At 69.8% G+C, this 20,830-nt stretch carries 23 protein-coding genes; 6 read left to right on the top strand and 17 right to left on the bottom strand.

Translation table 11 applies throughout. The annotated features are described in order from the left end of the window. Window positions 1-3: 3 nt before the first annotated feature. Genes CYL12_RS12805 through CYL12_RS12785 form a run of 5 tightly spaced genes read right to left on the bottom strand, consistent with a single transcriptional unit; the run spans window position 4 to window position 5,211 of the window. Window positions 4-843, bottom strand: coding sequence for an ABC transporter ATP-binding protein (locus CYL12_RS12805; RefSeq protein WP_101847933.1), 840 nt, complete (start codon window positions 841-843; stop codon window positions 4-6). Further along, window positions 836-1,651: an ABC transporter ATP-binding protein gene (locus tag CYL12_RS12800; protein WP_101847932.1), complete on the bottom strand. Its 816-nt coding sequence runs from the start codon at window positions 1,649-1,651 to the stop codon at window positions 836-838. The genes CYL12_RS12805 and CYL12_RS12800 overlap by 8 nt, the downstream gene beginning before the upstream one ends. Then, window positions 1,648-2,559 carry an ABC transporter permease gene (locus CYL12_RS12795; RefSeq protein ID WP_025102819.1) on the bottom strand — a complete coding sequence of 304 codons (912 nt, stop codon included), beginning with the start codon at window positions 2,557-2,559 and terminating at the stop codon, window positions 1,648-1,650. The genes CYL12_RS12800 and CYL12_RS12795 overlap by 4 nt, the downstream gene beginning before the upstream one ends. Next, the gene (locus CYL12_RS12790) at window positions 2,556-3,617 is read right to left on the bottom strand and encodes an ABC transporter permease (RefSeq protein ID WP_101847931.1); all 1,062 of its coding nucleotides are present in this window, start codon (window positions 3,615-3,617) and stop codon (window positions 2,556-2,558) included. Before CYL12_RS12790 ends, CYL12_RS12795 begins: the two co-directional genes overlap by 4 nt. A 10-nt stretch (window positions 3,618-3,627) precedes the next feature. Then, the gene (locus tag CYL12_RS12785) at window positions 3,628-5,211 is read right to left on the bottom strand and encodes an ABC transporter substrate-binding protein (RefSeq protein WP_101847930.1); all 1,584 of its coding nucleotides are present in this window, start codon (window positions 5,209-5,211) and stop codon (window positions 3,628-3,630) included. Between the two features lie 151 nt (window positions 5,212-5,362). Between CYL12_RS12785 and CYL12_RS12780 the strand changes: the two genes are divergently transcribed. Continuing rightward, window positions 5,363-5,950 (top strand): Lrp/AsnC family transcriptional regulator, encoded by a 588-nt coding sequence (locus tag CYL12_RS12780; RefSeq protein ID WP_234024180.1) that lies wholly within the window; start codon window positions 5,363-5,365, stop codon window positions 5,948-5,950. Window position 5,951: 1 nt separating this feature from the next. On the opposite strand, the gene CYL12_RS12775 is transcribed toward CYL12_RS12780, so the two are convergent. Beyond that, a complete protein-coding gene (locus CYL12_RS12775) occupies window positions 5,952-6,311 on the bottom strand; it encodes a hypothetical protein (RefSeq protein WP_233486741.1) in 360 nt (119 codons plus the stop codon). Window positions 6,312-6,376: 65 nt separating this feature from the next. On the opposite strand from CYL12_RS12775, the gene CYL12_RS12770 reads away from it, so the two are divergent. Both CYL12_RS12770 and CYL12_RS12765 read left to right on the top strand, forming a co-directional pair. Further along, window positions 6,377-7,282 (top strand): hypothetical protein, encoded by a 906-nt coding sequence (locus CYL12_RS12770; protein ID WP_101847929.1) that lies wholly within the window; start codon window positions 6,377-6,379, stop codon window positions 7,280-7,282. Continuing rightward, window positions 7,279-8,364 carry a hypothetical protein gene (locus CYL12_RS12765; RefSeq protein WP_101847928.1) on the top strand — a complete coding sequence of 362 codons (1,086 nt, stop codon included), beginning with the start codon at window positions 7,279-7,281 and terminating at the stop codon, window positions 8,362-8,364. Before CYL12_RS12770 ends, CYL12_RS12765 begins: the two co-directional genes overlap by 4 nt. 224 nt (window positions 8,365-8,588) lie before the next feature. On the opposite strand, the gene CYL12_RS12760 is transcribed toward CYL12_RS12765, so the two are convergent. Next, entirely contained in the window at window positions 8,589-9,902 is a 1,314-nt protein-coding gene (locus tag CYL12_RS12760) for a glycosyltransferase (protein WP_101847927.1), read from the bottom strand. A gap of 63 nt (window positions 9,903-9,965) precedes the next feature. On the opposite strand from CYL12_RS12760, the gene CYL12_RS12755 reads away from it, so the two are divergent. Next, a complete protein-coding gene (locus CYL12_RS12755; protein ID WP_101847926.1) occupies window positions 9,966-10,604 on the top strand; it encodes a TetR/AcrR family transcriptional regulator in 639 nt (212 codons plus the stop codon). A 4-nt stretch (window positions 10,605-10,608) separates the two neighbouring features. Here CYL12_RS12755 and CYL12_RS12750 read toward each other — a convergent pair whose 3' ends face one another. Then, the gene (locus CYL12_RS12750; protein WP_101847925.1) at window positions 10,609-11,355 is read right to left on the bottom strand and encodes a 3-hydroxybutyrate dehydrogenase; all 747 of its coding nucleotides are present in this window, start codon (window positions 11,353-11,355) and stop codon (window positions 10,609-10,611) included. Continuing rightward, complete coding sequence (locus CYL12_RS12745; RefSeq protein WP_101847924.1) at window positions 11,352-12,737, bottom strand: MFS transporter; 1,386 nt, start codon at window positions 12,735-12,737, stop codon at window positions 11,352-11,354. The genes CYL12_RS12750 and CYL12_RS12745 overlap by 4 nt, the downstream gene beginning before the upstream one ends. 103 nt (window positions 12,738-12,840) lie before the next feature. Between CYL12_RS12745 and CYL12_RS12740 the strand changes: the two genes are divergently transcribed. Then, the gene (locus tag CYL12_RS12740) at window positions 12,841-13,752 is read left to right on the top strand and encodes a LysR family transcriptional regulator (protein WP_101847923.1); all 912 of its coding nucleotides are present in this window, start codon (window positions 12,841-12,843) and stop codon (window positions 13,750-13,752) included. A gap of 7 nt (window positions 13,753-13,759) precedes the next feature. Here the strand turns inward: CYL12_RS12740 and CYL12_RS12735 are convergent, their stop codons facing one another. From CYL12_RS12735 to CYL12_RS12710, 6 genes are all read right to left on the bottom strand, one after another. Beyond that, window positions 13,760-14,164, bottom strand: a complete 405-nt coding sequence (locus CYL12_RS12735) for an arsenate reductase ArsC (protein WP_286120286.1) — start codon at window positions 14,162-14,164, stop codon at window positions 13,760-13,762. 79 nt (window positions 14,165-14,243) lie between these two features. Further along, window positions 14,244-14,999 carry a hypothetical protein gene (locus CYL12_RS12730; protein WP_158297180.1) on the bottom strand — a complete coding sequence of 252 codons (756 nt, stop codon included), beginning with the start codon at window positions 14,997-14,999 and terminating at the stop codon, window positions 14,244-14,246. A 7-nt stretch (window positions 15,000-15,006) separates the two neighbouring features. Continuing rightward, on the bottom strand, window positions 15,007-15,783 hold the full coding sequence (locus CYL12_RS12725) for a hypothetical protein (RefSeq protein ID WP_101847921.1): 777 nt from the start codon (window positions 15,781-15,783) through the stop codon (window positions 15,007-15,009). A 43-nt stretch (window positions 15,784-15,826) separates the two neighbouring features. Beyond that, window positions 15,827-16,138 carry a hypothetical protein gene (locus tag CYL12_RS12720; protein WP_101847920.1) on the bottom strand — a complete coding sequence of 104 codons (312 nt, stop codon included), beginning with the start codon at window positions 16,136-16,138 and terminating at the stop codon, window positions 15,827-15,829. Between the two features lie 26 nt (window positions 16,139-16,164). Beyond that, entirely contained in the window at window positions 16,165-16,818 is a 654-nt protein-coding gene (locus CYL12_RS12715; RefSeq protein ID WP_101847919.1) for a hypothetical protein, read from the bottom strand. After that, window positions 16,818-17,111: a WXG100 family type VII secretion target gene (locus tag CYL12_RS12710; RefSeq protein ID WP_101847918.1), complete on the bottom strand. Its 294-nt coding sequence runs from the start codon at window positions 17,109-17,111 to the stop codon at window positions 16,818-16,820. Before CYL12_RS12710 ends, CYL12_RS12715 begins: the two co-directional genes overlap by 1 nt. Window positions 17,112-17,327: 216 nt before the next feature. Here CYL12_RS12710 and CYL12_RS12705 point away from each other — a divergent pair, with 216 nt between their 5' ends. After that, complete coding sequence (locus CYL12_RS12705; protein ID WP_101847917.1) at window positions 17,328-18,761, top strand: serine hydrolase domain-containing protein; 1,434 nt, start codon at window positions 17,328-17,330, stop codon at window positions 18,759-18,761. A 19-nt stretch (window positions 18,762-18,780) separates the two neighbouring features. Here the strand turns inward: CYL12_RS12705 and CYL12_RS12700 are convergent, their stop codons facing one another. Together CYL12_RS12700 and CYL12_RS12695 are read right to left on the bottom strand one after the other, a co-directional pair. Further along, complete coding sequence (locus CYL12_RS12700; RefSeq protein ID WP_101847916.1) at window positions 18,781-19,173, bottom strand: DUF779 domain-containing protein; 393 nt, start codon at window positions 19,171-19,173, stop codon at window positions 18,781-18,783. A 72-nt stretch (window positions 19,174-19,245) separates the two neighbouring features. Beyond that, complete coding sequence (locus CYL12_RS12695) at window positions 19,246-20,796, bottom strand: acetaldehyde dehydrogenase ExaC (protein WP_101847915.1); 1,551 nt, start codon at window positions 20,794-20,796, stop codon at window positions 19,246-19,248. Window positions 20,797-20,830 lie beyond the last annotated feature (34 nt).

The raw sequence follows: 20,830 nt of genomic DNA, 5'->3' as shown, positions 1-20,830 counted from the left end.
GCGTCAATACGCGACGGGAGGCACCTCGGCCCAGACCGCGCGATCGTCGGCAGAGGGGGCATCGGGGATGCGGCCCGTGCCGTCGGGCTCCGGGATCGCGGCGAGCAGCGCCTGCGTGTAGGGGTGCCGCGGCGCCGCCCAGAGCTCGGCGGTCGGCCCCGATTCGAGCACCCGCCCGCCGAACATCACGAACGTGCGGTCGGCGATGCGGCGCACGACGGCGAGGTCGTGGGAGATGAAGAGCATCCCCGCGCCGGACTCGGCCACGAGATCGCGCATGAGCCCCGCGACACTCGTCTGGGTGGACGCGTCGAGGGCGGAGATGGGCTCGTCGGCGACGAGCAGCGAGGGCCGCGCCGCGAGCGCTCGGGCGATCGCGATGCGCTGCTTCTGGCCGCCGGAGAACTGATGCGGGAAGCGGGTGCGCACCTCGGCGGGCAGTCCGACCCGCTCCAGCCACTCCTCCACGGTGGAACCGGCGGCACCGCGCGCGCGGGCGGTCGCGATGCCGTCGGAGATCTGGTCGCCGATCCGCCGGCGCGGGTTCAGCGAGGTCGCCGGGTCCTGGAAGACCATCTGGATGCCCGTGAGCGCCGTGTCACGACGACGGATCCCCAGCGGCGCGACGGGGGCGCCGCGAAACGACACGGTCCCGGCGGCGGTCTTCTCGATGCCGACGACGGCGCGGGCCAGGCTCGACTTGCCGCTGCCGGACTCGCCCACGAGGGCGACGGTCTCCCCCGCCGCGACGCTCAAGGAGACGCCGTTCACCGCGATCACGGGCGGGGTGCCCGGGTACCGCACCATCACGTCGCGCGCGTCGAGGACGCTGACCTCACTCATCCGCGGCCTCCTCGGGGCTCTCGTCGATGCGCGACCCCGGCAGGGCCGCGAGCAGCATACGGGTGTACTCGTGCTTCGGCGCGCGGAACAGCGTCTCCCGATCGGCGAGCTCGACGATGCGCCCGTCCTTCATGACGGCGACCGTGTCGGCGATCGCGCTCATCACGCCCAGATCGTGGGTCACGAGCAGGACGGCGAGGTTCCGCTCGGTCGCGAGGTCGCGCAGGAGCTTCAGGATGCCGGCCTGCACCGTCACGTCGAGGGCGGTCGTCGGCTCGTCCGCGAGGAGCACCTCCGGATCGCACGCGAGGGCGCACGCGATCGCGATGCGCTGCCGCTGTCCGCCGGAGAACTGGTGCGGATACCGCTTCAACGCCTCGGCCGGGTTCGGCACCTGCACCGTCTCGAGCAGCTCCACCGCCCGTTCGCGCGCAGCCGCGCCCTTGAGGCCGAGGTGCGCACGCATGTGGTCGGTGAGCTGTCGGCCGACCGGCAGCTGCGGGTGCAGCGAGGCCGACGGATCCTGGAAAACCATCGCGATGCGCTTCCCGCGGATGCGATTGAGCCCCCGGCGGTTGCGGCCGACGAGCTCTTCCCCCGTGAGGAGGATCGAGCCGCCGGTCTTCGCCTGTCGCGGCAGGAGGCCGAGCACCGCCAGGGAGGTGAGCGTCTTGCCGGAGCCGGACTCCCCCGCGAGACCCTGGATGCGCCCGGGTTCGAGCTCCAGGGACACGCCCTTGACGAGCGGACGGCCGATGTCGATCGTGAGGTCGCGGATGCTCAGCGTCGCCGTGCTCTGCGCGGTCATGCGGGTACCCCCGTCGCGGAGGCGGTGTGCTCCGCCTGCTTCTCGTGGGTGATCTCGGCGGTCGGGTCGAGCACGTCGCGCATCGCGTCGCCGAGGAAGTTGAACGCCAGCACCACGGTGAGGATCGCGAGCCCCGGGAAGACTCCGAGCCACCAGGCGTCGAAGTTCTGCATGGCACCGGAGATCATCGACCCCCACTCCGCCGTCGGCGGCTGCGCACCGAGACCGAGGAAGGAGAGTCCCGAGAGGAGCAGGATCGCCGCACCGATGTCGAGCGTCGCGAGCACGAGGACCGGGCCGGCGATGTTCGGCAGGATGTCGACGAAGAGCGTGCGCAGCGGCGAGTGGCCGAGCAGGCGGCCGGCGATCACATAGTTCTGCCCGCGGAGACCGAGCACGATACTGCGGGTGACGCGGGCGTACTGCGGCCACGAGACAACGATCGCGGCGATGACGGCGTTGAACAGCGAGGGGCCGAGCGAGGCCGCGACCACCATGGCGAGGATCACGGTCGGGAACGCCATGAAGAGGTCGGTGATGCGCATGAGCGTCTCGTCGACGGCGCGCCCGAAGTACCCGGCGACCGCACCGACGAGGGTGCCGATGATGAGGGCGGCGATCACGAGCATGAGCGCGAGCGGCAGACTCACCGTCGCGCCGGTCATCAACCGGGAGAAGATGTCGCGGCCGTTGCCGTCGGTACCGAGGATCGTGTCGATGCCCGGCGGCTGCAGGCGCGGCAGCACCTGGGCGTTCGGCGGGTAGGGCACCCACCACTGCGCGGTGAAGGCGACGATGATCCACGCGCCGGCGATGACGGTGCCGATGATGCCGAGCGGGGTGCGCCAGGCACGCGGCCAGCGGAAGCGGAAGCGTCCGGCGGGGGTCGCTGCGGCGATGCGGCTCATGCGATCCTCACTCTCGGGTCGAGCACGCCGTAGAGCAGGTCCACGATGAAGTTGATGAGGAGGTAGATGACTCCAACGACGAGACCGACGCCCATGATGCCGGGAAGGTCGAGGTTGGCGGCGGAGTTGTAGGCGTACGTGCCCAGCCCCGGCCAGGCGAACACCGACTCGACGAGCACCGTTCCGGAGAGCAGGGCCCCGAACGCGACACCGACCACGGTGAGGATCGGCAGCGAGGCGCCCCGGAGCACGTAGTCGAGGATGACGCGCATCGCCGGCAGGCCCTTGGCACGGGCCGCGCGCACGTAGTCGCTGCCGAGGACCTCGAGCACCGAGGTGCGGATGAAGCGGGTGAGCAGTCCGATGGTCACGAGCGAGAGCACCATGACCGGCAGCGCGAGGTGCGCGAGGGCGTCGAAGAAGCCCACCGCGTCGCCGTTGAGGAGGTAGTCGACCGTGTAGAGCCCCGTCACGCGGGGCGGCGGGGTGATCGACGGCGAGATGCGTCCGGAGCCCGGGGCGATGCGCAGCTCCAGGAAGAACACGTAGAAGCTGACCAGCGCGAGCCAGAAGGTCGGGACGCTGAGCCCGACGAGCGTGACGACGCGGATGGCCTGATCGGTGACGAGGCCGCGGCGGTAGGCGGCCAGGGTGCCGAGCACGATGCTGACCGCGAGGCTGACGATGATCGCGCCGATCGCGATCTCGATCGTCGCGGGCACCGCGGTGGCGAGGTCGCTGGTGACCGGGCGTCCGGTCACCAGCGACGTGCCGAGGTCCCCGCGGAGCAGGTTCCCCATATAGATGAAGTACTGCACGAACAGTGGCTGGTCGAGTCCGTTCGCCTTGATGAACGCCTCACGCGTCGCGGGGTTCTGCGACGCGCCCTCACCGAGCGCGGCCGAGACCGGGTCTCCCGGCACCAGGTTGGTGAGCGCGAACGTGACGATCGTCACGCCCACCAACAGGAGCAGGGACGTCCCGGCCCGCCGCAGCAGGTATCCGACGAGAGGCGAGCGGCGCCGCTGCGCCTGCCTCTGCACGGCCACTGTCGTCATGATGGTCCGCTCAGCCGGCCGGCTGGATCTCGGCGATGTCCATCTCCCACACGGAGTTGTAGACGGCGCCGGACACGCTGGAGGCGGAGGAGATGTTGCGACCGGGGACGATCAGCGGCACGAACGGGCCCTCGGCCTGCATGGCCTCGGCGAACTCCGTGAAGGCCTCGGTGCGCTGCTCGGCGTCGGTGGCGGCGGCGGCACCGGCGGCGATGCCCGCGATCTCGGGGTTGGCCTCGGCCGCCCAGCCGGCGCGGAGGCCGACCTTCAGACCGGGCGCGAAGGGCAGGAAGTTCGCGGAGTCGGCGTAGTCCGGACCCCAGAACCACAGGCCGAATCCCTCGGTGCCGTTGACGTAGGCGTCGAGCTCGGTCGCGAACGGTGCAGGAGCGAGGTCGACGGCGATGCCGGCGTCCTCGAGCTGCGCCTGGATGCGCTCCGCGAGCGGGGTGAACTCCACGCCGCCGACCGGGTAGTCGTTCGGGAACTGGAGCTTGAGGGTCTGACCGGTGTACCCGGCCTCCTCCAGCGCCGCCTTCGCCTTGTCGAGGTCCTGCTCCACGCCGCTGTCGAGGGCACCCTCGAATCCGGGCGGGATGACGCCGGTCGCCTGCACGGCACCGGCGCCGGCGAGCTCGAGCAGCGCGTCGTAGTCGAGCGCGTACCGGATGGCCTCCGCGATCTTCACGTTCGCGAGGTCACCGCCGGCCTCGCCCTGGTTGAGCAGCAGGAAGATGGTCTGGCCGGACGGGACCGAGTCGACGCTGATGTCGTCGCCGAGGCCGGCGACCTGGTCGCCGTTGAGGTCCATCGCGACCATCGAGTCGCCGCCCTTGAGGTTGGCGAGCTGGGTCGCGCTCTCCGAGACGTTGCGCACGACGACGCGGCTGTACGCCGACTCCTCGTCACCGTTGTACTCGTCGTTGCGCGTGAGGACGACCTGCGAGCTGAGGTCGAGGGTGTCCAGCACGAACGGGCCGGATCCGGCGGACTCGCCGTCGAGGAAGCCCTGGGCGCTGTCGGAGCCGTCGATGGTTCCGCCGTTCTCCATGACGACATCGGCGTTGACGATGCCGAGCGCCGGGTTCGCGAGGATCGCGGGGAGCTGCAGCAGCGGAGTCTCCGAGGTGAAGCGGATGGTCTTGTCGTCGACCTCCTCGATCGTGAGGCCGCCGAGCAGGAAGTTCGGCTTGGCGTCTTCCATCCCCTGGATGCGCTGCAGCGAGAACACGACGTCCTTCGCCTCGACGGGCGAGCCGTCGGAGAACACGCGGTCGCCTTCGAGCGTGAAGGTGAACTCGGTCGCCTCGTCGTTCTGCTCCCATGACGCGAGGCCAGGGACCGGGGTGGAGACATCGGAACCCTCGAAGTCGACGAGGGTCTCGTACAGCGCCTTGGCGATCATGTTGCCGGTCGGGTCGTACGTGTGACCCGGGTCGGCCGTCTCGATCGAGAACGCGGTGTCGATGACGAGGGAGTCGGAGCCCTGGGACGACTCGGAGTTGTTCGCCGAGTTCCCTCCCGAGCAACCTGCGAGCGCCAGGAGCGCGACGGCTCCGAGCGCGATGACCGGCGTGATACGGCGTGACGACATCAGGGCCTCCAAGGGCGAGGAGTACATTCGGGTCCGGTCGCCACCGATGTGGACGACCGGGGATCAGATTCGCATCCTATGCGACGATGTGTCCAGCAAGTGCGCGTCACACAGGCACGCATTGTCGAGAACCTCGGATGTGAGGAGCAATATGTCCAGCAAGGACGCCGATCCGTCGAAGCAATCTGGACGAAGTGCCGCCCCTTTGGATGAGACGGCGTACAGAATCCTTGATGTGCTGCGCGATAACGGTCGCGTTTCGATCGCCGCGCTGGCCGAGAAGGTGGGCATCTCGCGGGCCAGCGCCTACACGCGGGTCGAGTCGCTCGTGCACGACGGCGTCATCACCGGATTCAGCGCGCGCGTGGATCAGGCGAAGGCCGGGCTGTCGATCGGGGCCCTCGTCTTCGTGACGGTGATGCCGCAGGCCTGGGCCTCGTTCCGGGAGCGGATCATCGAGATGCCGGACGTGGAGTGGTGCGCGATCACGACCGGGGAGCACGACGCGATGCTGCTCATCCGCGCGGTCGACGTGAGCGGTGTGCACGAGTTCTCGACGGGGGTCATCGCGCAGCTTCCCGAGGTGCGGACCGTGGTCAGCGTCGTCGTGCTCGACGAGGTGATCCGGCGCCCCTACCTGCTGCCCGGCGATCTGCCGGAGCGGCAGACCGAGGTTCCTCTCGGGATGACCCGGTGGACGCCCGCCTCGCCGGGGCGGGATGCGCTCCCGCCGCGCTGAGTCAGGCGGCCGGGATTTCCTCGACGACACTGAGCTGCGGGAGGCCGTGCATCTCGTAGTGCTCCACGAGCCGGATGCGGCCGTCGTCGGTGAGCTCCAGCTCGCTCTCGCCGTCGCCGGTGACCACGGTGCCGTCGGCCTTGAGCACATGGACGAACGAGACCCAGATCGTGTCGCCGGTGCGCGTGCCCACGAACTTCCCGAAGGTGACCGTGTCGCCCTCGTATCCGCCCCAGATCGCGCCGTCCTTTTCGAAGTACTCGAAGACGCTGGGGGCGTCGGGGTCGACGGCGGAGGTTGTGGACGAGACCATGCGGAAGCGTCGGCCGTCGAGGGAGGGGAGGGTGGCGGTGGCAGTCACCCCTCGATTATGGGGGATCGACGGCCGCGGCTCGCGTCGTCGGACGCGGCCGGTACCGTGGTCGCATGGAGTGGATCGCAGACCCCGGCGTCGGCGCGTGGCTGCGGGAGACCCTCGACGACGGTCTGGGGAGCATGCACGCGGTCGTCCCCCGCGGCTTCCCCGCGTACGCCCGGATCTTCCATCCCGCCACGGTACGGCGGAGCCCCACGGCGGCCGACCCGGACGTACGCGTCAGCTGGGCGGAGACTGCCGCGGCCTTCGGTACGACGATGCACGCGGAGGCGCAGTGGCACCGGATCGTGCGCACTCCTGTCGACGCCGATTGGCGGTCCCGCGTCGCTCCGGACGGCCGCGAATTCACCGCACCGACCGAGGGCGCGCTCGACAGCGACCTCGTGGCGATCCTGGCCGGCCACCTCGCCGCCCACACCTCGACGCCGCACGAAGGGGTCGTCGCCCTCTGGGAGGGGTTCGGCGGTCTGGTCGGCTACTTCGGAGACGGGCCGTCCCGCGCCTTCCTCACCTTCAGCGCCGACCCGAACCATCAGGCGATGCTCGACCGGAGCATCCACGACCCGTTCAACAACGCCTTCCGGAAGCCGACCTGGCAGGACGGCATCCTCTCGCGGGAGATCTCCGAGGGGCCGCGGCTGCACCTCCCCGGTCGCGACTACGTGCTGTTCTCCGGCGGCGCCCGGGAATTCGTCGACCCGGAGTGGATCCTGTCCGTGCCCTGGCGCGACCGGGTCGGCGAGGAGCACGGCTTCCCGCCCGCCGCCCAGAGACCGAACATCCTCTGGCCCGCCGATCGCGCCTGGGTGATGGTCTCGGAGGTCGACTACGACTCCACGATCGTCGCGGGCTCGCCCGACCTCATCCGCGCGATCTGCACGGACGAGCGTCTGGAGGCGAAGGCTCTGCGCGCGGGTGCCGACCTCACGTGGGACGCCGACGAGGTCAACCGATGACGTCTCCGCAGGCGTCGGCGTCGTACGATGCGCGGCCCCTCACCGATCCGGTCGACGCGGCCGCCGTCCGCGCCTTCACGGCGGAGCTCCGGTCCCGGCGGACGACCGGAATGGCGGTGTCGTCGATCGTCGCCGTCGTGGCCGTGGCGATCGCCGGGGTCGTACTGCTCCCGATCCTCGCCGCCGTGGTGGTGGCGCTGGCAGCGGGCAGCGGCTCCCCCGCCGCGGCGGCGATCCCCCTCGTGCTCCTCCTGCTGGTGGCGGCGGGGGTCGGGGTGCTCATCGGGATGGGCGTCCGCAACGCGCGCACCGCCCGGTACCGCCTGCACCGTTTCGCGCAAGCCAACGGCATGACGTACGAGCCGCGGGTCGACGATCCTCCGCTCCCTGGCATGATCTTCCACCTCGGCCGCTCGCGTATGGCCACCGACCTGGTCCGCGGCACGAGCCCGCGGTTCGTGGAGTTCGGCAACTATCAGTACACGGTGCAGTCCGGGAAGAACTCGACGACGTATCGCTGGGGCTATGTGGCCGTGAAGCTCGACGTGCCCCTGCCGAACATCGTGCTCGACGCGAAGGGCAACAACGGTTTCGGCTCCAACCTGCCGGCCTCGTTCCAGCGGGCGCAGCGCCTGTCGCTCGAGGGCGACTTCGACCAGCACTTCACCCTGTACTGCCCTGACGGCTACGAGCAGGACGCGCTCTACCTCTTCACGCCCGACATCATGGCGCGCTTCATCGACAACGCCGCGCAGCTCGACGTCGAGATCGTCGACGACTGGCTGTTCCTCTACACGCCCCGCCGCGCCTCCACGCTCGATCCGGCGACCTGGGCCTGGCTGTTCGGGACGGTGGGGGCGCTCCTGACCAAGCTCGACCAGTGGGCACGGTGGCGCGACGACCGCCTCGCCGCCGCTACGCCCGGGGGCCACGCTCTCCCGTTCGCTCCGCCGGCCGGCATGCTCACTCCGCCGCCGGGAGTCGCGCCGCAGGGTCGGCGCCTCAAGCGTACGGGTACCTGGGTCCCGATCCTCGTGGTGATCGGCTTCGCGGTCTTCTGGATGCTCAGCCGCTGGAACTGACGACGAGTCCGATGTGGGGGTGGGTGTCGTTCCGGGGAGCCGACGCCCACCCCATCCCCCCTCGGGATCGAAAGGAATTCGACGTTCCCTCCGCAGTGACGGTTTCACCGTCCCGCCCGCGGTCAGCTGGGGACTGACGCTGCGTGGCGATACCCGGATGGTATACCGGCGGACGTTGCACCCGGTTGCGTTCATGCGCGGGAATGCACTTTCCCGCGCGACGCTCAGCGGTGCATCGAGCTGTCGGCCGCGGCCCCTCTCGCGGTCTCCGCGGCGAGGACCGCGTCGAGCGTCTGCCAGGCGTCCGCAGCGCGCATCGCCTCTCCGACCTGCCGCGCGCGATCCCGGAACGTCGGCTCGGCCAGCACCCGGCGCACGGCTTCGGCCACCTGCCCGGGCTTCGGCGCATTCGTCCGCAGGTTGATGCCCACCCCGGTCCACCCGACTCGGGCGGAGACCTCGACCTTGTCCTCCGTCTGCCCCGCGACCACCAGCGGGACGTCGTGGGCAAGGGCCTGCTGCACCCCGCCGAAACCGCCGTTCGTGACGAACACGTCGACCTCCGGCAGCAGCCGGTCGTAGGGCAGGTACTCGGCGACGCGGACGTTGGCCGGCAGCTCCGCCGGGAGCGCGTCGACAGGGCGCCCACCGGTGGAGACGACCACGAGCGCGTCCGTCGCGGCGAGCCCGGCGATGGTCGGCAGCACGAGCTGACCGAAGTCGGCGTTGGCGATGGTGCCCTGACTGACGTGGATCACGGGCCGCCGTCCGTCCAGGTCGGACCACCACTCGGGCAGCGCCACGCTCGACGACGCCGCGGGCAGGGGGCCGGCGAAGTGCACGGACGCCGGGAGGTCGGGCCGCGGGTACTCGAACGCCGGCACCGAGAACTGCACGTACGCGTCGGCGCGGCCCGCCCAGTCGAGCACGAATCCACCGAGATCGCGGCCGACCGCCTCGCGCGCCATGGCGTCGGCCTCCTTCTGCACGCCGCCGAAGATCACGCGCTCCGCCACGGTACGGAGGAAGGCGTTGCGCACCCGACCGAACGGCCCGCGCATCGGCGTGACTCCGAGCCCGAACGGGGCCGTGTCGACGCTGCGGGCGCCGAGCGGGAAGATCCCGAGGACCACGACCGGGGGCCGTTCGGCCTTCGGCAGCCGCTGCAGCAGCGCCGCACCGACGAACAGCGGTTCGGTGAGGACGGCGTCGACGCGGTTCCGCGCCAGCTCGACGCGCACGGCCTCGAGCTGAGCCCGACCCGGGCGGATGAACAGGGTGCTCATGTCGAAGCGGAGGGCGGCCACCCCGGTGAGACCTTCGCGCTCGGGGAAAGCGCCGTTCGCATCGTCGAGATCGACGTCGGCCTCCGCCGGCAGCGGACGGAACCGCGCGCCCGCCGCGGTCACCTGCTCCTCGTACCGGGTGCTCGTGAGGAAGAGGACGTCGTGCCCGCCCGCGACCAGGTGCCTGGCGACCTGCAGCAGCGGGAGCACATGCCCGTGGGCGGGGGTGCAGGTGAGGAGGTAACGGGACATGGCGGCTCTCTCGATAGGGTTGGTTGTACCGTTGAAGTATTCATCACCCCTAGAGGAAAGTCAATGACGTCGAATGCACGCCCCTACCGCTCCGCCCTGCGGACCCGCCAGGCCGAGGAGACCCGCGCGCGCATCGTCGCGGCAGCCGCCCGCCTGTTCGCCGCGCAGGGATACCAGGCGACGACGATCTCGGCGATCGCCAAGGAGGCCGGGGTCTCCGCGGAGACGGTGAAGACCACGGCGGCGAAGGCGGAGTTGCTCATCGCCGCCTTCGAGGTCACCTTCTCCGGCTCGGAGGCCGCCGAGACCCTCGCCGACACCGAGGCCGGCTCCGGGTTGACGACCCTGCCCGACGACGTCTTCCTCGACGCGGTCATCACGCAGATCGGCGCGGCGAACGAGCGGGGGCATGCCCTCTGGACGGTCCTCCTGGGCGCGGCGCTCTCCGATCCGGTCGTCGATGCCGCCCTCCAGCGCATCCTCGAGAACCGGGCGGCGGACTACCGAGGCTTCGCGGCGGAACTGCAGCGCCGGGGCATCGTCGCCTCGGACCACGACGGCGACGCCCTCGCCGACGTGCTGTCGTTCCTGCTCTCGCCGGAGAGCCACCAGCAGCTCGTCGTGCAGTCCGGGTGGTCGCCGGAGCGCTATCGCTCCTGGCTGCGGAGCGCTGTGCTCGCCGCGGCCTCTCGGGCGGCGTGACGGCTCACCGCGCGGACCAGCCGCCGTCCATCGTGTAGCTCGCGCCGGTCACCATCCCGGCGGCGTCGGCGGCGAGCCAGACGGCGAGGCCGGCGACCTCCTCCGGCTCCACGAGGCGTTTGATCGCGGCTTCGGTGAGGAGCACCTTCTCCAGGACCTCGCTCTCCGGGATGCCGTGCACCCGCGCCTGATCGGCGATCTGCCGCTCCACCAGCGGGGTCCGCACGTAGCCCGGGTTGATGCAGTTGCTCGTGACGCCGCGCGCGGCGCCCTCCAGCGCCGTCACCTTCGACAGACCCTCGAGGCCGTGCTTGGCCGCCACGTAGGCCGCCTTGAACGGCGAGGCTCGGAGACCGTGGACGCTCGACATGTTGATGATCCGCCCGAAGCCCCGCTCGTACATCGCCGGGAGTGCGGCCCGGGTCAGCAGGAACGGCGCCTCGAGCATCAACTGCAGCAGGAGCGAGAACGGGGCGGGGTCGAACTCCTCGATCGGGCTGACGTGCTGCACGCCCGCGTTGTTGACGAGGATGTCGGTGTCCAGGCGAAGCGCGGCCAGTGCATCGCGGTCGGTGAGGTCGACCTGCCACGCCTCCCCGCCGATCTCGTCGGCGAGGGCTTCGGCCGCATCGCCGTCGATGTCGGCGATCGTCACGCGGGCGCCCGCCTGCGCGAAGGCTCTCCCGCAGGCGGCACCGATGCCGCTCGCTCCCCCGGTGACGAGAGCACGACGTCCGTGCAGATCCGTCATGCGGCACTCGCAGCCGCGGTGCGGGCGTTCGCGCGGGCGGCATCCGCGTCGTCGATGGCCTGCAGGGATACGCCCTTCGTCTCCCGCAGCGAGAGCACCGCGATCGCCGTGACGATGCAGGCGAACACGATGTAGAGCGCGATCGGCAGCCAGGAGCCGAAGTCCCGGAGCCACTGGATCGCCAGGATCGGCGCCAGCGACCCGGCGAGGATCGCCGTGACCTGCGACCCCAGCGAGACGCCGGAGTACCGCATCCGCGTCGGGAACAGTTCGGCCATGACCGCCGGCTGCGGCGCGTACATGAACGCGTGGAAGCAGAGGCCGATGGTGACGGCGAGCACGATGAGCACGGGGTTCAGGGTGTCGAACATCGGGAAGGCGAAGAACGCCCAGGTCGCGCTGAGGGTCGCGCCGGTCAGGTACACGGGCTTGCGGCCCCAGCGGTCGGCGAGCCGCCCCGCCTGCGGGATGATCGCGAAGTGCACGACATGCGCGATGAGCAGAGCAAGCAGCAGCTGACTGGTGTCGTACTCGTGGACGGTCTTCAGGTAGACGATCGTGAAGCTGACGACGATGTAGTAGACGATGTTCTCGGCGAAACGGAGACCCATCGCCTGCACGATCCCGATCGGATACCGGCGCAGCACCTCGACGACGCCGTAGGAGGTGGCCTTCTCCGCCTCGACCTGCGCCTTCGCCTCCAGGAAGATCGGAGCCTCCTCGACGTTGCGGCGGATGTAGTAGCCGACGAGCACGATCACCGCGGAGAGCCAGAACGCGATGCGCCAGCCCCACTCGAGGAACGCCGCCGAGCTCATCGCCCACGAGCTCACGAGGAGGACGAGCGTGGCGAGCAGGTTGCCGACCGGAACCGCGGCCTGCGGCCAGCTCGACCAGAACGCGCGCGACCGGTCGGGGCTCTGCTCCGCGACCAGGAGGACGGCCCCGCCCCACTCGCCGCCGACAGCGAAGCCCTGGATGAAGCGCAGCGCGACGAGCATCGCGGGCGCCCAGTAGCCGATGCTCTGGAAGCCCGGGAGACACCCCATGAGGAAGGTCGCGGCGCCGACGATGATGATCGTGGCCTGCAGCGTGGGCTTGCGGCCGAAACGGTCGCCGATCTGACCGAAGACGATGCCGCCGAGCGGCCGCGCGATGAAGCCGACCGCATACGTCACGAAAGCGGCGATGATGCCGTCGAGCGGCGATCCCGTGGCCGGGAAGAAGTAGGTTCCGAAGACGAGGCTGGCGGCGGTCGCATAGAGGAAGAACTCGTACCACTCGACGACGGTGCCGGCCATGGAGGCGGCGACGACGCGCTTGAGCTTCGAGGAGGACGGGGCGGCGGCGGGGTGACCGGAGGCGCGGGTGGGGGCGGTCATTTCTCTGCTTTGGTGTCGACGGTGACACATCCGTTCCAGTGTCGGCGCCGGCCCGACTTGCAGCAATGCCCAGTGCCGCGCAGTGGCTGTGCATAATTGCAGCATGGATGCGGCAAAGAGGCCTCGTGCAGACGATCTGCTCGTGCTGCTCGCCGTCGCCCGCACCGGCCGGTACACGAGCGCCGCCGCCCACCTCGGTCTCGATCACACGACGGTGGCGCGCCGCATCGCCGCCCTGGAGGACGCGCTCGGCGGACGGGTCGTCGCGCAGTCCGCGTCCGGGTGGGAACTCACCGATCTCGGGCGCACCGCCGCCGAGACCGGTGGACGCATCGAGGCCGCGCTGTCCCAGCTCGACTCCGCCCCCGGCGAGACTCCTGATCCGATCGCCGGCGTCGTGCGCATGTCCGCCACCGACGGCTTCAGCGCCTACATCGCCGCCCCCGCGATCGCAGAGCTGCGCCGAGCGCACCCACGGCTGACCGTCGAGATCATCGCCGCCACGCGGAGGGCCGCCGAGCACCGCGCCGGGCTCGACCTGGAGGTGGTCGTGGGCGCGCCGCAGACCCGCCGCGCGCAGGCCGTGAAGCTCGGCACGTACACGCTCGGCATGTACGCCTCCCGGGACTACCTCGGCCGCACCGGCACCCCGGCATCGCGTGCCGAGGTGGAGCAGCACCAACTCGTGTACTTCGTCGACTCGATGCTCCAGGTGGACGCGCTCGACCTTCCGCGCCGCCTCGTTCCCGGCATGCAGGACGGACTCACCTCGACCAACGTCTTCGTGCACGTCGAGGCCACCCGCGCGGGAGCCGGGATCGGCCTGCTCCCCTGCTTCGCGGCCGACCGGCACCCGGATCTCGTGCGCCTGCTGCCCGAGGTCTTCGCCGAGAAGCTCCCGTACTACATGGTCGCGCGGCCCGAGTCGCTGCGGCTCCCCGCGGTCGCGGCGCTCGCCGAGGCCCTGCGCGCCCGCATGCGTGCCGCGAAGGCGATGCTCGACGGGGCCGGCTGAGCGCCGGTCAGAGCAGCTCGGCCACGAGGGTCTCGATGCGGCCGCGGATATCGTCGCGGATCGGCCGGACGGCATCGATTCCCTGGCCGGCGGGGTCGTCGAGCACCCAGTCCTCGTAGCGCTTGCCGGGGAAGAACGGGCACGCGTCACCGCAGCCCATCGTGATCACGACGTCCGACGCCTGCACGGCGTCGGTCGTGAGCACCTTCGGCTGCTCGGCCGTGATGTCGATGCCGACCTCGCCCATCGCCGCCACCGCGACGCGGTTGATCTCGGCAGCGGGCATCGACCCGGCGGAGCGCACCTCGATGCGGTCGCCGGCGAGGTGCCGGAGGAAGCCGGCGGCCATCTGCGAGCGCCCCGCGTTGTGGACGCAGACGAAGAGGACGGAGGGTCGGTGCGGTGCGTTCACGGGGCCAGCGTATCCCGTTCGAATCGCCTGATTGGCTGCATCTCCGGCCGAAACGGGACCAATCGGGCGACTCGAAGGATCAGAAGCCGTGCTCCGCGGCGAACGCCCGCAGGACGCCGTCGGTGCCGTCGCCACCGAGGAAGGTCGAGGTCTGCAGCGTCACCGTGTCGGTGAAGCCGTTCGGGCCTGGCACGGTGATCTCCAGCGGGTACGTGCCGCCGAACGCGGGGATCCGCGGGACCTCGTCGCCATCCGCGAGAGCGCGAGCCTCGAGGAACGCCGTGCTGACGTCCACACCGTGGATCCGGTACACCGTGTCGGCAGGGAGGAGCTCGACCCCGCTCGCGTCCAGCCCGAACTCGTCCTCAGACGTGACGATGGCGTAGTCGTCCGCACCCCCCTCGCTCTGGCTGGTCCGTCGGAGCTCGACCGTGTCGGTGTGCTCGGCGCCCGCCATCTCGTAGGTCACACTCGCGGTTCCGCTCTCACCGTCGTCCGACGCGGTCACGTCATCGACGGAGAGGATCTTCGGCCGGTCCTCGATCTGGGGGTAGACGCCGCTCGGGGTGAGCAGCAGCGCCAACGGCTGGGCGAGGTCCACGGCGGGAGAGAGCTCCTCGGCCGCACCCTTCTCGTCCCCGGCGGCGAGAAGGGCGAAGAAGGACTGCACGGAGGACCGGACACCGTCCTCCGCGGAGAAGAGCTCGGAATCGGTCGACGACGGCGCCGGGGTCGGCGGTGACGAGGGCCCGCAGCCCGCCAGCACGAGAGCGAGGCCGAGAGCCGGCGCGAGGATGATCGGCAGACGCCTCCACCGAGACGGGGATGAACTCACATGCACCTCAGATCGTCGCCGTGGGCCACGAGCCACTGGGGAACCCGGTCAGGTTGGCCATATCCTGCTTGAGCTGGTCGGAGAGATCCTTCGATGCCGTGAAGTTCTTTCCCAGCTGCTCGCCGAGGTCGACGGCGACCCGGGCCAGGTTGGTGCAGACGGTGGTGATCTTGGGAACCGCGTCCAGCCACTCCAGGGGGTCGGCGGTGACGAAGCTCGCCGCCGCATCCACCTGATCGAGCAGATAGGTGAGCAGTCGGGCTCCGAACTCGATCCAGGCATCCAGGATCTTCTTCGCGTAGTCGGCGAGGAAGTTCATCATCGAGTCCGTGTAGCCGGCGAGGGTGTCGATGGCCATCAGCTGGCGGGCCGCGAGGTCCGAGTAGCCGTCGCCCGTGGAACCCTTCCACGAGGTGTCGGCCTTGAGGTAGCTGTCGCTGACCGTGGTCTTGGACGACGTCACCTTCCGCTTGACCTCGAGCCAGTCGTCGCGCTTGGCGTACATGGCGAACGGGTTGCCGGGGCTCAGGTACTGCGCCATGGTCTCCATGAACGCGTTGAACTGCTCGACCGCCTCGTTCAGCTTCTTGACGACCTCCTCCATCGCCTTCCGGAAGAAGTCCATGAACCTGTCCCAGAGGCTCATGTCGTCTTTTCGGGAGTTGTAGGCGTTCGCACAGTCGTCGAGCCCGACCCTCGCCTCTTCGATGCCGTCCCTGATATTCGTGACGAGGGTCGTGAACGATCCCTCGTCGGTCGGCGTGACGAATGCTCCTACCATCATCGTGTCCTCTCCGGTATGTCGCCGGCGGTTGTGAGCGTCGGGGTCAGCCCTGGTCCAGCAGCCACTGCGAGTAGCCGTCGGCTTCCTCGTATCGTCTCTTGGTGTCGAGCAGCTTGTCCGAGATCTCGGTGAAGACCGTCGGCGCGCGATCGGCCAGGCCCTGGATCGTCGTGTGGGCCTCGTTGTAGTTGGCCTCCGCCCCGAGCATGTGCCCGATGCCGTCCATCTCATACATGGCCAACCGGCATCCTGCGACGATGGTCTTCGCCGCGCTGAACGTCTCGGCGAGGTCGCTCCACGCCAGCGCATCGGCGCGCAGATCCTCCAGCGCGGCTTCATAGTCCTCGTAGCTCATCGTGCAGCTCTCCGTCTTCTCGGCGATCAGCGGGCGTCACGCACGGAGTTCACGACCCCGGCGAGATCGGGAAGGTCTCTGAGGAGCGAAGCGCGCCGCTCGCCGAGCCAGCCTCTGGCTCGCTCGAAGAGTTCGATGATCTCCCCCGCCAGGGCCTGCTCGGAGACGAACTGCACGTTGGTCGGGTCGATCGTGAGCGCCCGCGGCGCGCCGCCGACCAGCTCCATGCTCACGTTCCCCGACGGACTGCGCAGCACCGAGGATTCGGCCGTCGCGGACCTCACCGCCTCCCGGTAGACCCGGAGCTCGGCGAACCCCGAAAGCAGGGTGCCGAGCTCGGCCCGCAGGGCGGACATATCGAGGGACTCCGCGTCCGGTGATGGGATCGGCGGGACGGGGCGCTCGTCAGACGTCGCGAACACGAAACCCTCGTCCTCAAGCTCGGCGATCGTGTTCTGCCTGGCCGCCGCGCTCGCCTGACGGAGACGGAGGACCACCGGGCCCAGCTCCTGCGCCGGGATCCGACGCCACCAGGACGGAGCCAGACGGAGCGTGCGAAGGACGCCATCAGCATCGACGGAGGCGCTGACCGTGTCGCTGTCGTCCGACACCAGCCAGATGCTCGGATCTTCTTCGACGAGTGTGGCCAGACGCCCCTGCACGGTCTCGTGTTCCGCCATCACTCGCTCCACATCCGGCGCACCGACTGCTCGGCGCTCGTGAACGTCTCGTTCGAGAGTTGGGTGTTGTCGCGAATGCGTCCGAGCTCGGCGCGCATCGCTTCCATGCTGCGATTCCAGTCGGTCTGGGCGCGGAGATACGCGCGCTGCGCTTCCCCTGTCCACTGACTCGACAGCACGTCGAGCGATGCAGTCAGTTCGGCCAGGATCCGCTCGATCTCGTTCACCCCGCGGGTCATCCCGCCCACGGCGACGTCGATCTGCGTGCCGCCGATCCTGATGTCTCCGCCCATCGCCCAGTTCCCCCCTCAGCGTCGTTGCCACCCCTTTCGGGGCACGACCCCGACTCTACGGGAGGGCGTCGGTCTTGTTCAAACATCACGCGCACATCTTCGCCCGCGATTGATGCGGCGCCGGCTCAGCGGAGCCCGATGGGCGCCCGCTCGGTACGCGAACGGTGACGCCGCCGGAACATCTCGACCGAGGACCGACGTTGGTAACGTGAGCGGATGTCGCCGCGCCCGCTGCTGCCCCGTGCCGCCCCACGGAGCACCGGCCTCTCGTCCGCAGCCGTGGGGGCGATGATCGACGCCATCGACGCGGCGGGCATCGAAGGGCACTCGGTGATGGTCGTGCATCGAGGAGCCGTGGTCGCGGAAGGGTCGTGGACGCCCTACTCCGCGGACCGGCCACAGCTGCTCTACTCGGTCACGAAGTCGGTCACCGCGATGGCCGTCGGTCTGGCCATCGACGACGGCCTGCTCGCCCTCGACGACCGCGTGGTCGACCTGCTCCCGGAGCGCGCTCCCCGTGAGGCCTCCCGGCAGGCCGGCCGTCTGACGGTGCGCCACCTCCTGGCGATGACCGCAGGGCACGGAACCGACACGCTCGCCGACGCCTGGGATCGGGAGCCCCGCGACCTCGTCCGTGGCTTCCTCTCCGTCCCCTTCGCCGCGCCAGAGGGAACGCAGCACACGTACGACAATGCAACGACCTTCGTCCTCGCGCGGATCGTGGAGAGGGTCACCGGGAGAGACCTCGCCGAGTACCTCGACGATCGACTGTTCGGACCGATGGGCATCGACGACGCGGAGTGGGATCGCGTCGGCGGCGGCGCCGTCTTCGGGTTCCACGGGCTGCACCTCCGCATCGAGGCCCTCGCCGCCATCGGGGAGCTCCTCCGACAGAGTGGGGCGTGGCGGGGCCGCCAGCTCCTGCCCCGGCGATGGGTCGAGCTCATGACCACGAAGCACATCGACAGCCGCCACTACGGGGAGGACGAGCACGGCGCCGACTTCCTCTCCGGGTACGGTTTCCAGATCTGGCTGGCCCGCGACGGCTTCCACGCCAACGGCGCCTTCGGGCAGCACTGCATCGTGTTCCCCCGCGACGAGCTCGTCATCGCGCTGACCTCGGCCCAGTACACGATCGGCCAGGCGCAGGAGGTGATCGACGCCGCCCGGAACCTCCTCGTCGGACTCGGGCACCCGGACCCCGCCGCAGACGACCAGGCGCTTGCCGCACGGCTGCAGAGCCTCGCGCTGGCTCCGGTGGTCGGGAACGCGGGGGCGGTGACAGCGGTATCGGCGGTCGTGCACTGTCCGCCCGAGGCTTCTGCCGTACCGCCCGGTACCCGCGTGGCTCTCGAGCCGTGCGGCGACGGATGGCACCTGCGGCTGAGCGGCGTGGGCACCGTCCTGGTCGGACGCAGCCACTGGGCCGAGAGCAGCCCTCGAGGCCGGGCCGTCTGCGCCAGCGGAGGCTGGAGCGGCGGAGTCTTCGTCGCCCAGCTCTTCCTCGTCGACACTCCCCACCACCTCACCCTGTCGCTCGACCCCGGCACCGGCCGCGCGGACCTGATCTGGGACACCGTCCCCCTCACGACGCCGGAGCTGCGACGCCACCTGACTTCACCGCTGATGACCCGCCCCGATCACGGCTGAGCGCGATACGGCGTTCGACTCACGCCGTGACGCCGAAGTGCGCGAGTTCGGCCTCGTCGAGCATCCGCGAGCGGATGAGGAACCGCATCCCCGTCGGGCCTTCGACACTGAACCCGGCACCGCGACCCGGGACCACGTCGATCGTCAGGTGGGTGAATTTCCAGTACTCGAACTGCGAGGCCGACATGAACACTTCGACAGGGTCGTCGAGTCCGACGTCGAGGGCGCCGAGGAGCACGTCCCCGGGACCGGTGAGGAACATCCCGATCGGATAGCACATGGGTGCGGAGCCGTCGCAACAGCCTCCGGACTGGTGGAACATGAGCGGGCCGTGCTGCGCCGTGAGTTCACGGACGAGGGCAGCGGCGGCCTCGGTCACCGCGACGCGGGCGGGCGTGGACGTGTCGGACACGGGAGCGTCCTTCCGGAGAACCCCGGGTGCCGGACAGAGCGTTGAGCGCTGGCAGACACCCGGGTGGGCGGATCAGAAGAAGCCCATCGGGCCTTCCGCGTACGAGACGAGGAGGTTCTTCGTCTGCTGGTAGTGGTCGAGCATCATCTTGTGGTTCTCGCGGCCCACACCCGACTGCTTGTATCCGCCGAATGCGGCGTGCGCCGGGTACTGGTGGTACGTGTTCGTCCAGACGCGACCGGCCTCGATCGCGCGGCCCGCACGGTATGCGGTGTCGCCGCTTCGGCTCCAGACCCCGGCGCCCAGGCCGTACAGGGTGTCGTTCGCGATCGAGATCGCGTCGTCGAAGTCGTCGAACGACGTCACCGAGAGCACCGGACCGAAGATCTCCTCCTGGAAGATCCGCATATCGTTCGTCCCCTCGAACACGGTCGGCTGCACGTAGAAGCCCTCGCTGAGGTCGCCGCCGAGGTCGGCACGCTCGCCTCCCGTGAGCAGCCGCGCGCCGCCCTGCTTCCCGATGTCGATGTAGCTGAGGATCTTCTCGAGCTGATCGTTCGAGGCCTGCGCGCCGATCATGGTCGCGGGGTCGAGAGGATCGCCCTGCACGACCTTCTTCACTCGCTCGAGGCCGTCGGCGAGGAAGCCGTCGTAGATCGAGCGCTGGATGAGTGCGCGCGACGGGCAGGTGCAGACCTCGCCCTGGTTGAGCGCGAACATCGTGAACCCTTCCAGCGCCTTGTCGTAGAACGGGTCGCTCGTGGAGCGGGCGACGTCCTCGAAGAACACGTTCGGGCTCTTGCCGCCGAGTTCCAGGGTGACGGGGATGAGGTTCTGCGAGGCGTACTGCATGATGAGGCGGCCGGTCGTGGTCTCCCCGGTGAAGGCGACCTTGCGGATGCGCTTGTGCTGCGCGAGCGGGGCGCCGGCCTCGATCCCGAAGCCGTTCACGATGTTCACGACACCGGCCGGCAGCAGGTCGCCGATGATGTCGAACAGGAACAGGATCGACGCGGGCGTCTGCTCCGCGGGCTTGATGACGATGCAGTTGCCCGCGGCGAGCGCCGGCGCCAGCTTCCACACGGCCATGAGGATCGGGAAGTTCCAGGGGATGATCTGCCCGACGACGCCGAGCGGCTCGTGGAAGTGATACGCGACGGTGTTCTCGTCGAGTTGGCTGATGCCACCCTCCTGCGCGCGGAGTACCCCGGCGAAGTAGCGGAAGTGGTCGATCGCGAGCGGGATGTCGGCGGCGAGGGTCTCCCGCACGGGCTTGCCGTTCTCCCACGTCTCCGCGACAGCGATCTCCTCGAGGTGCTGCTCCATCCGGTCGGCGATGCGGTTGAGGATCACGGAGCGCTCCGCCGGGCTGGTCTTACCCCAGCTCGCGAACGCCTTCCAGGCGACGTCGACCGCGCGGTCGATGTCCTCCACGGTGCCGCGGCCCACCTCGGTGAAGGGCTTGCCGTTGACCGGGCTGATGTTCTCGAAATACTGGCCCTTGGCGGGCTCGACCAACTCGCCGCCGATGTAGTGGCCGTACCGAGGCCGGTAGTTCGCGATCGCTCCGGGCTGCCCGGGAGCGGCGTAGGCGAGGGACACGTCTTCTTCGACGATGGTCATGGGGGTCTCCTTCGACGGGGGCGCCGTGGCATCG

Origin of the sequence: Zhihengliuella sp. ISTPL4 (assembly GCF_002848265.1) — a bacterium.
Taxonomy (GTDB): Bacteria; Actinomycetota; Actinomycetes; order Actinomycetales; family Microbacteriaceae; genus Microbacterium.
The sequence above is the reverse complement of the archived record's forward strand: the minus strand, read 5'-3'. Positions and strand labels throughout refer to the sequence as shown.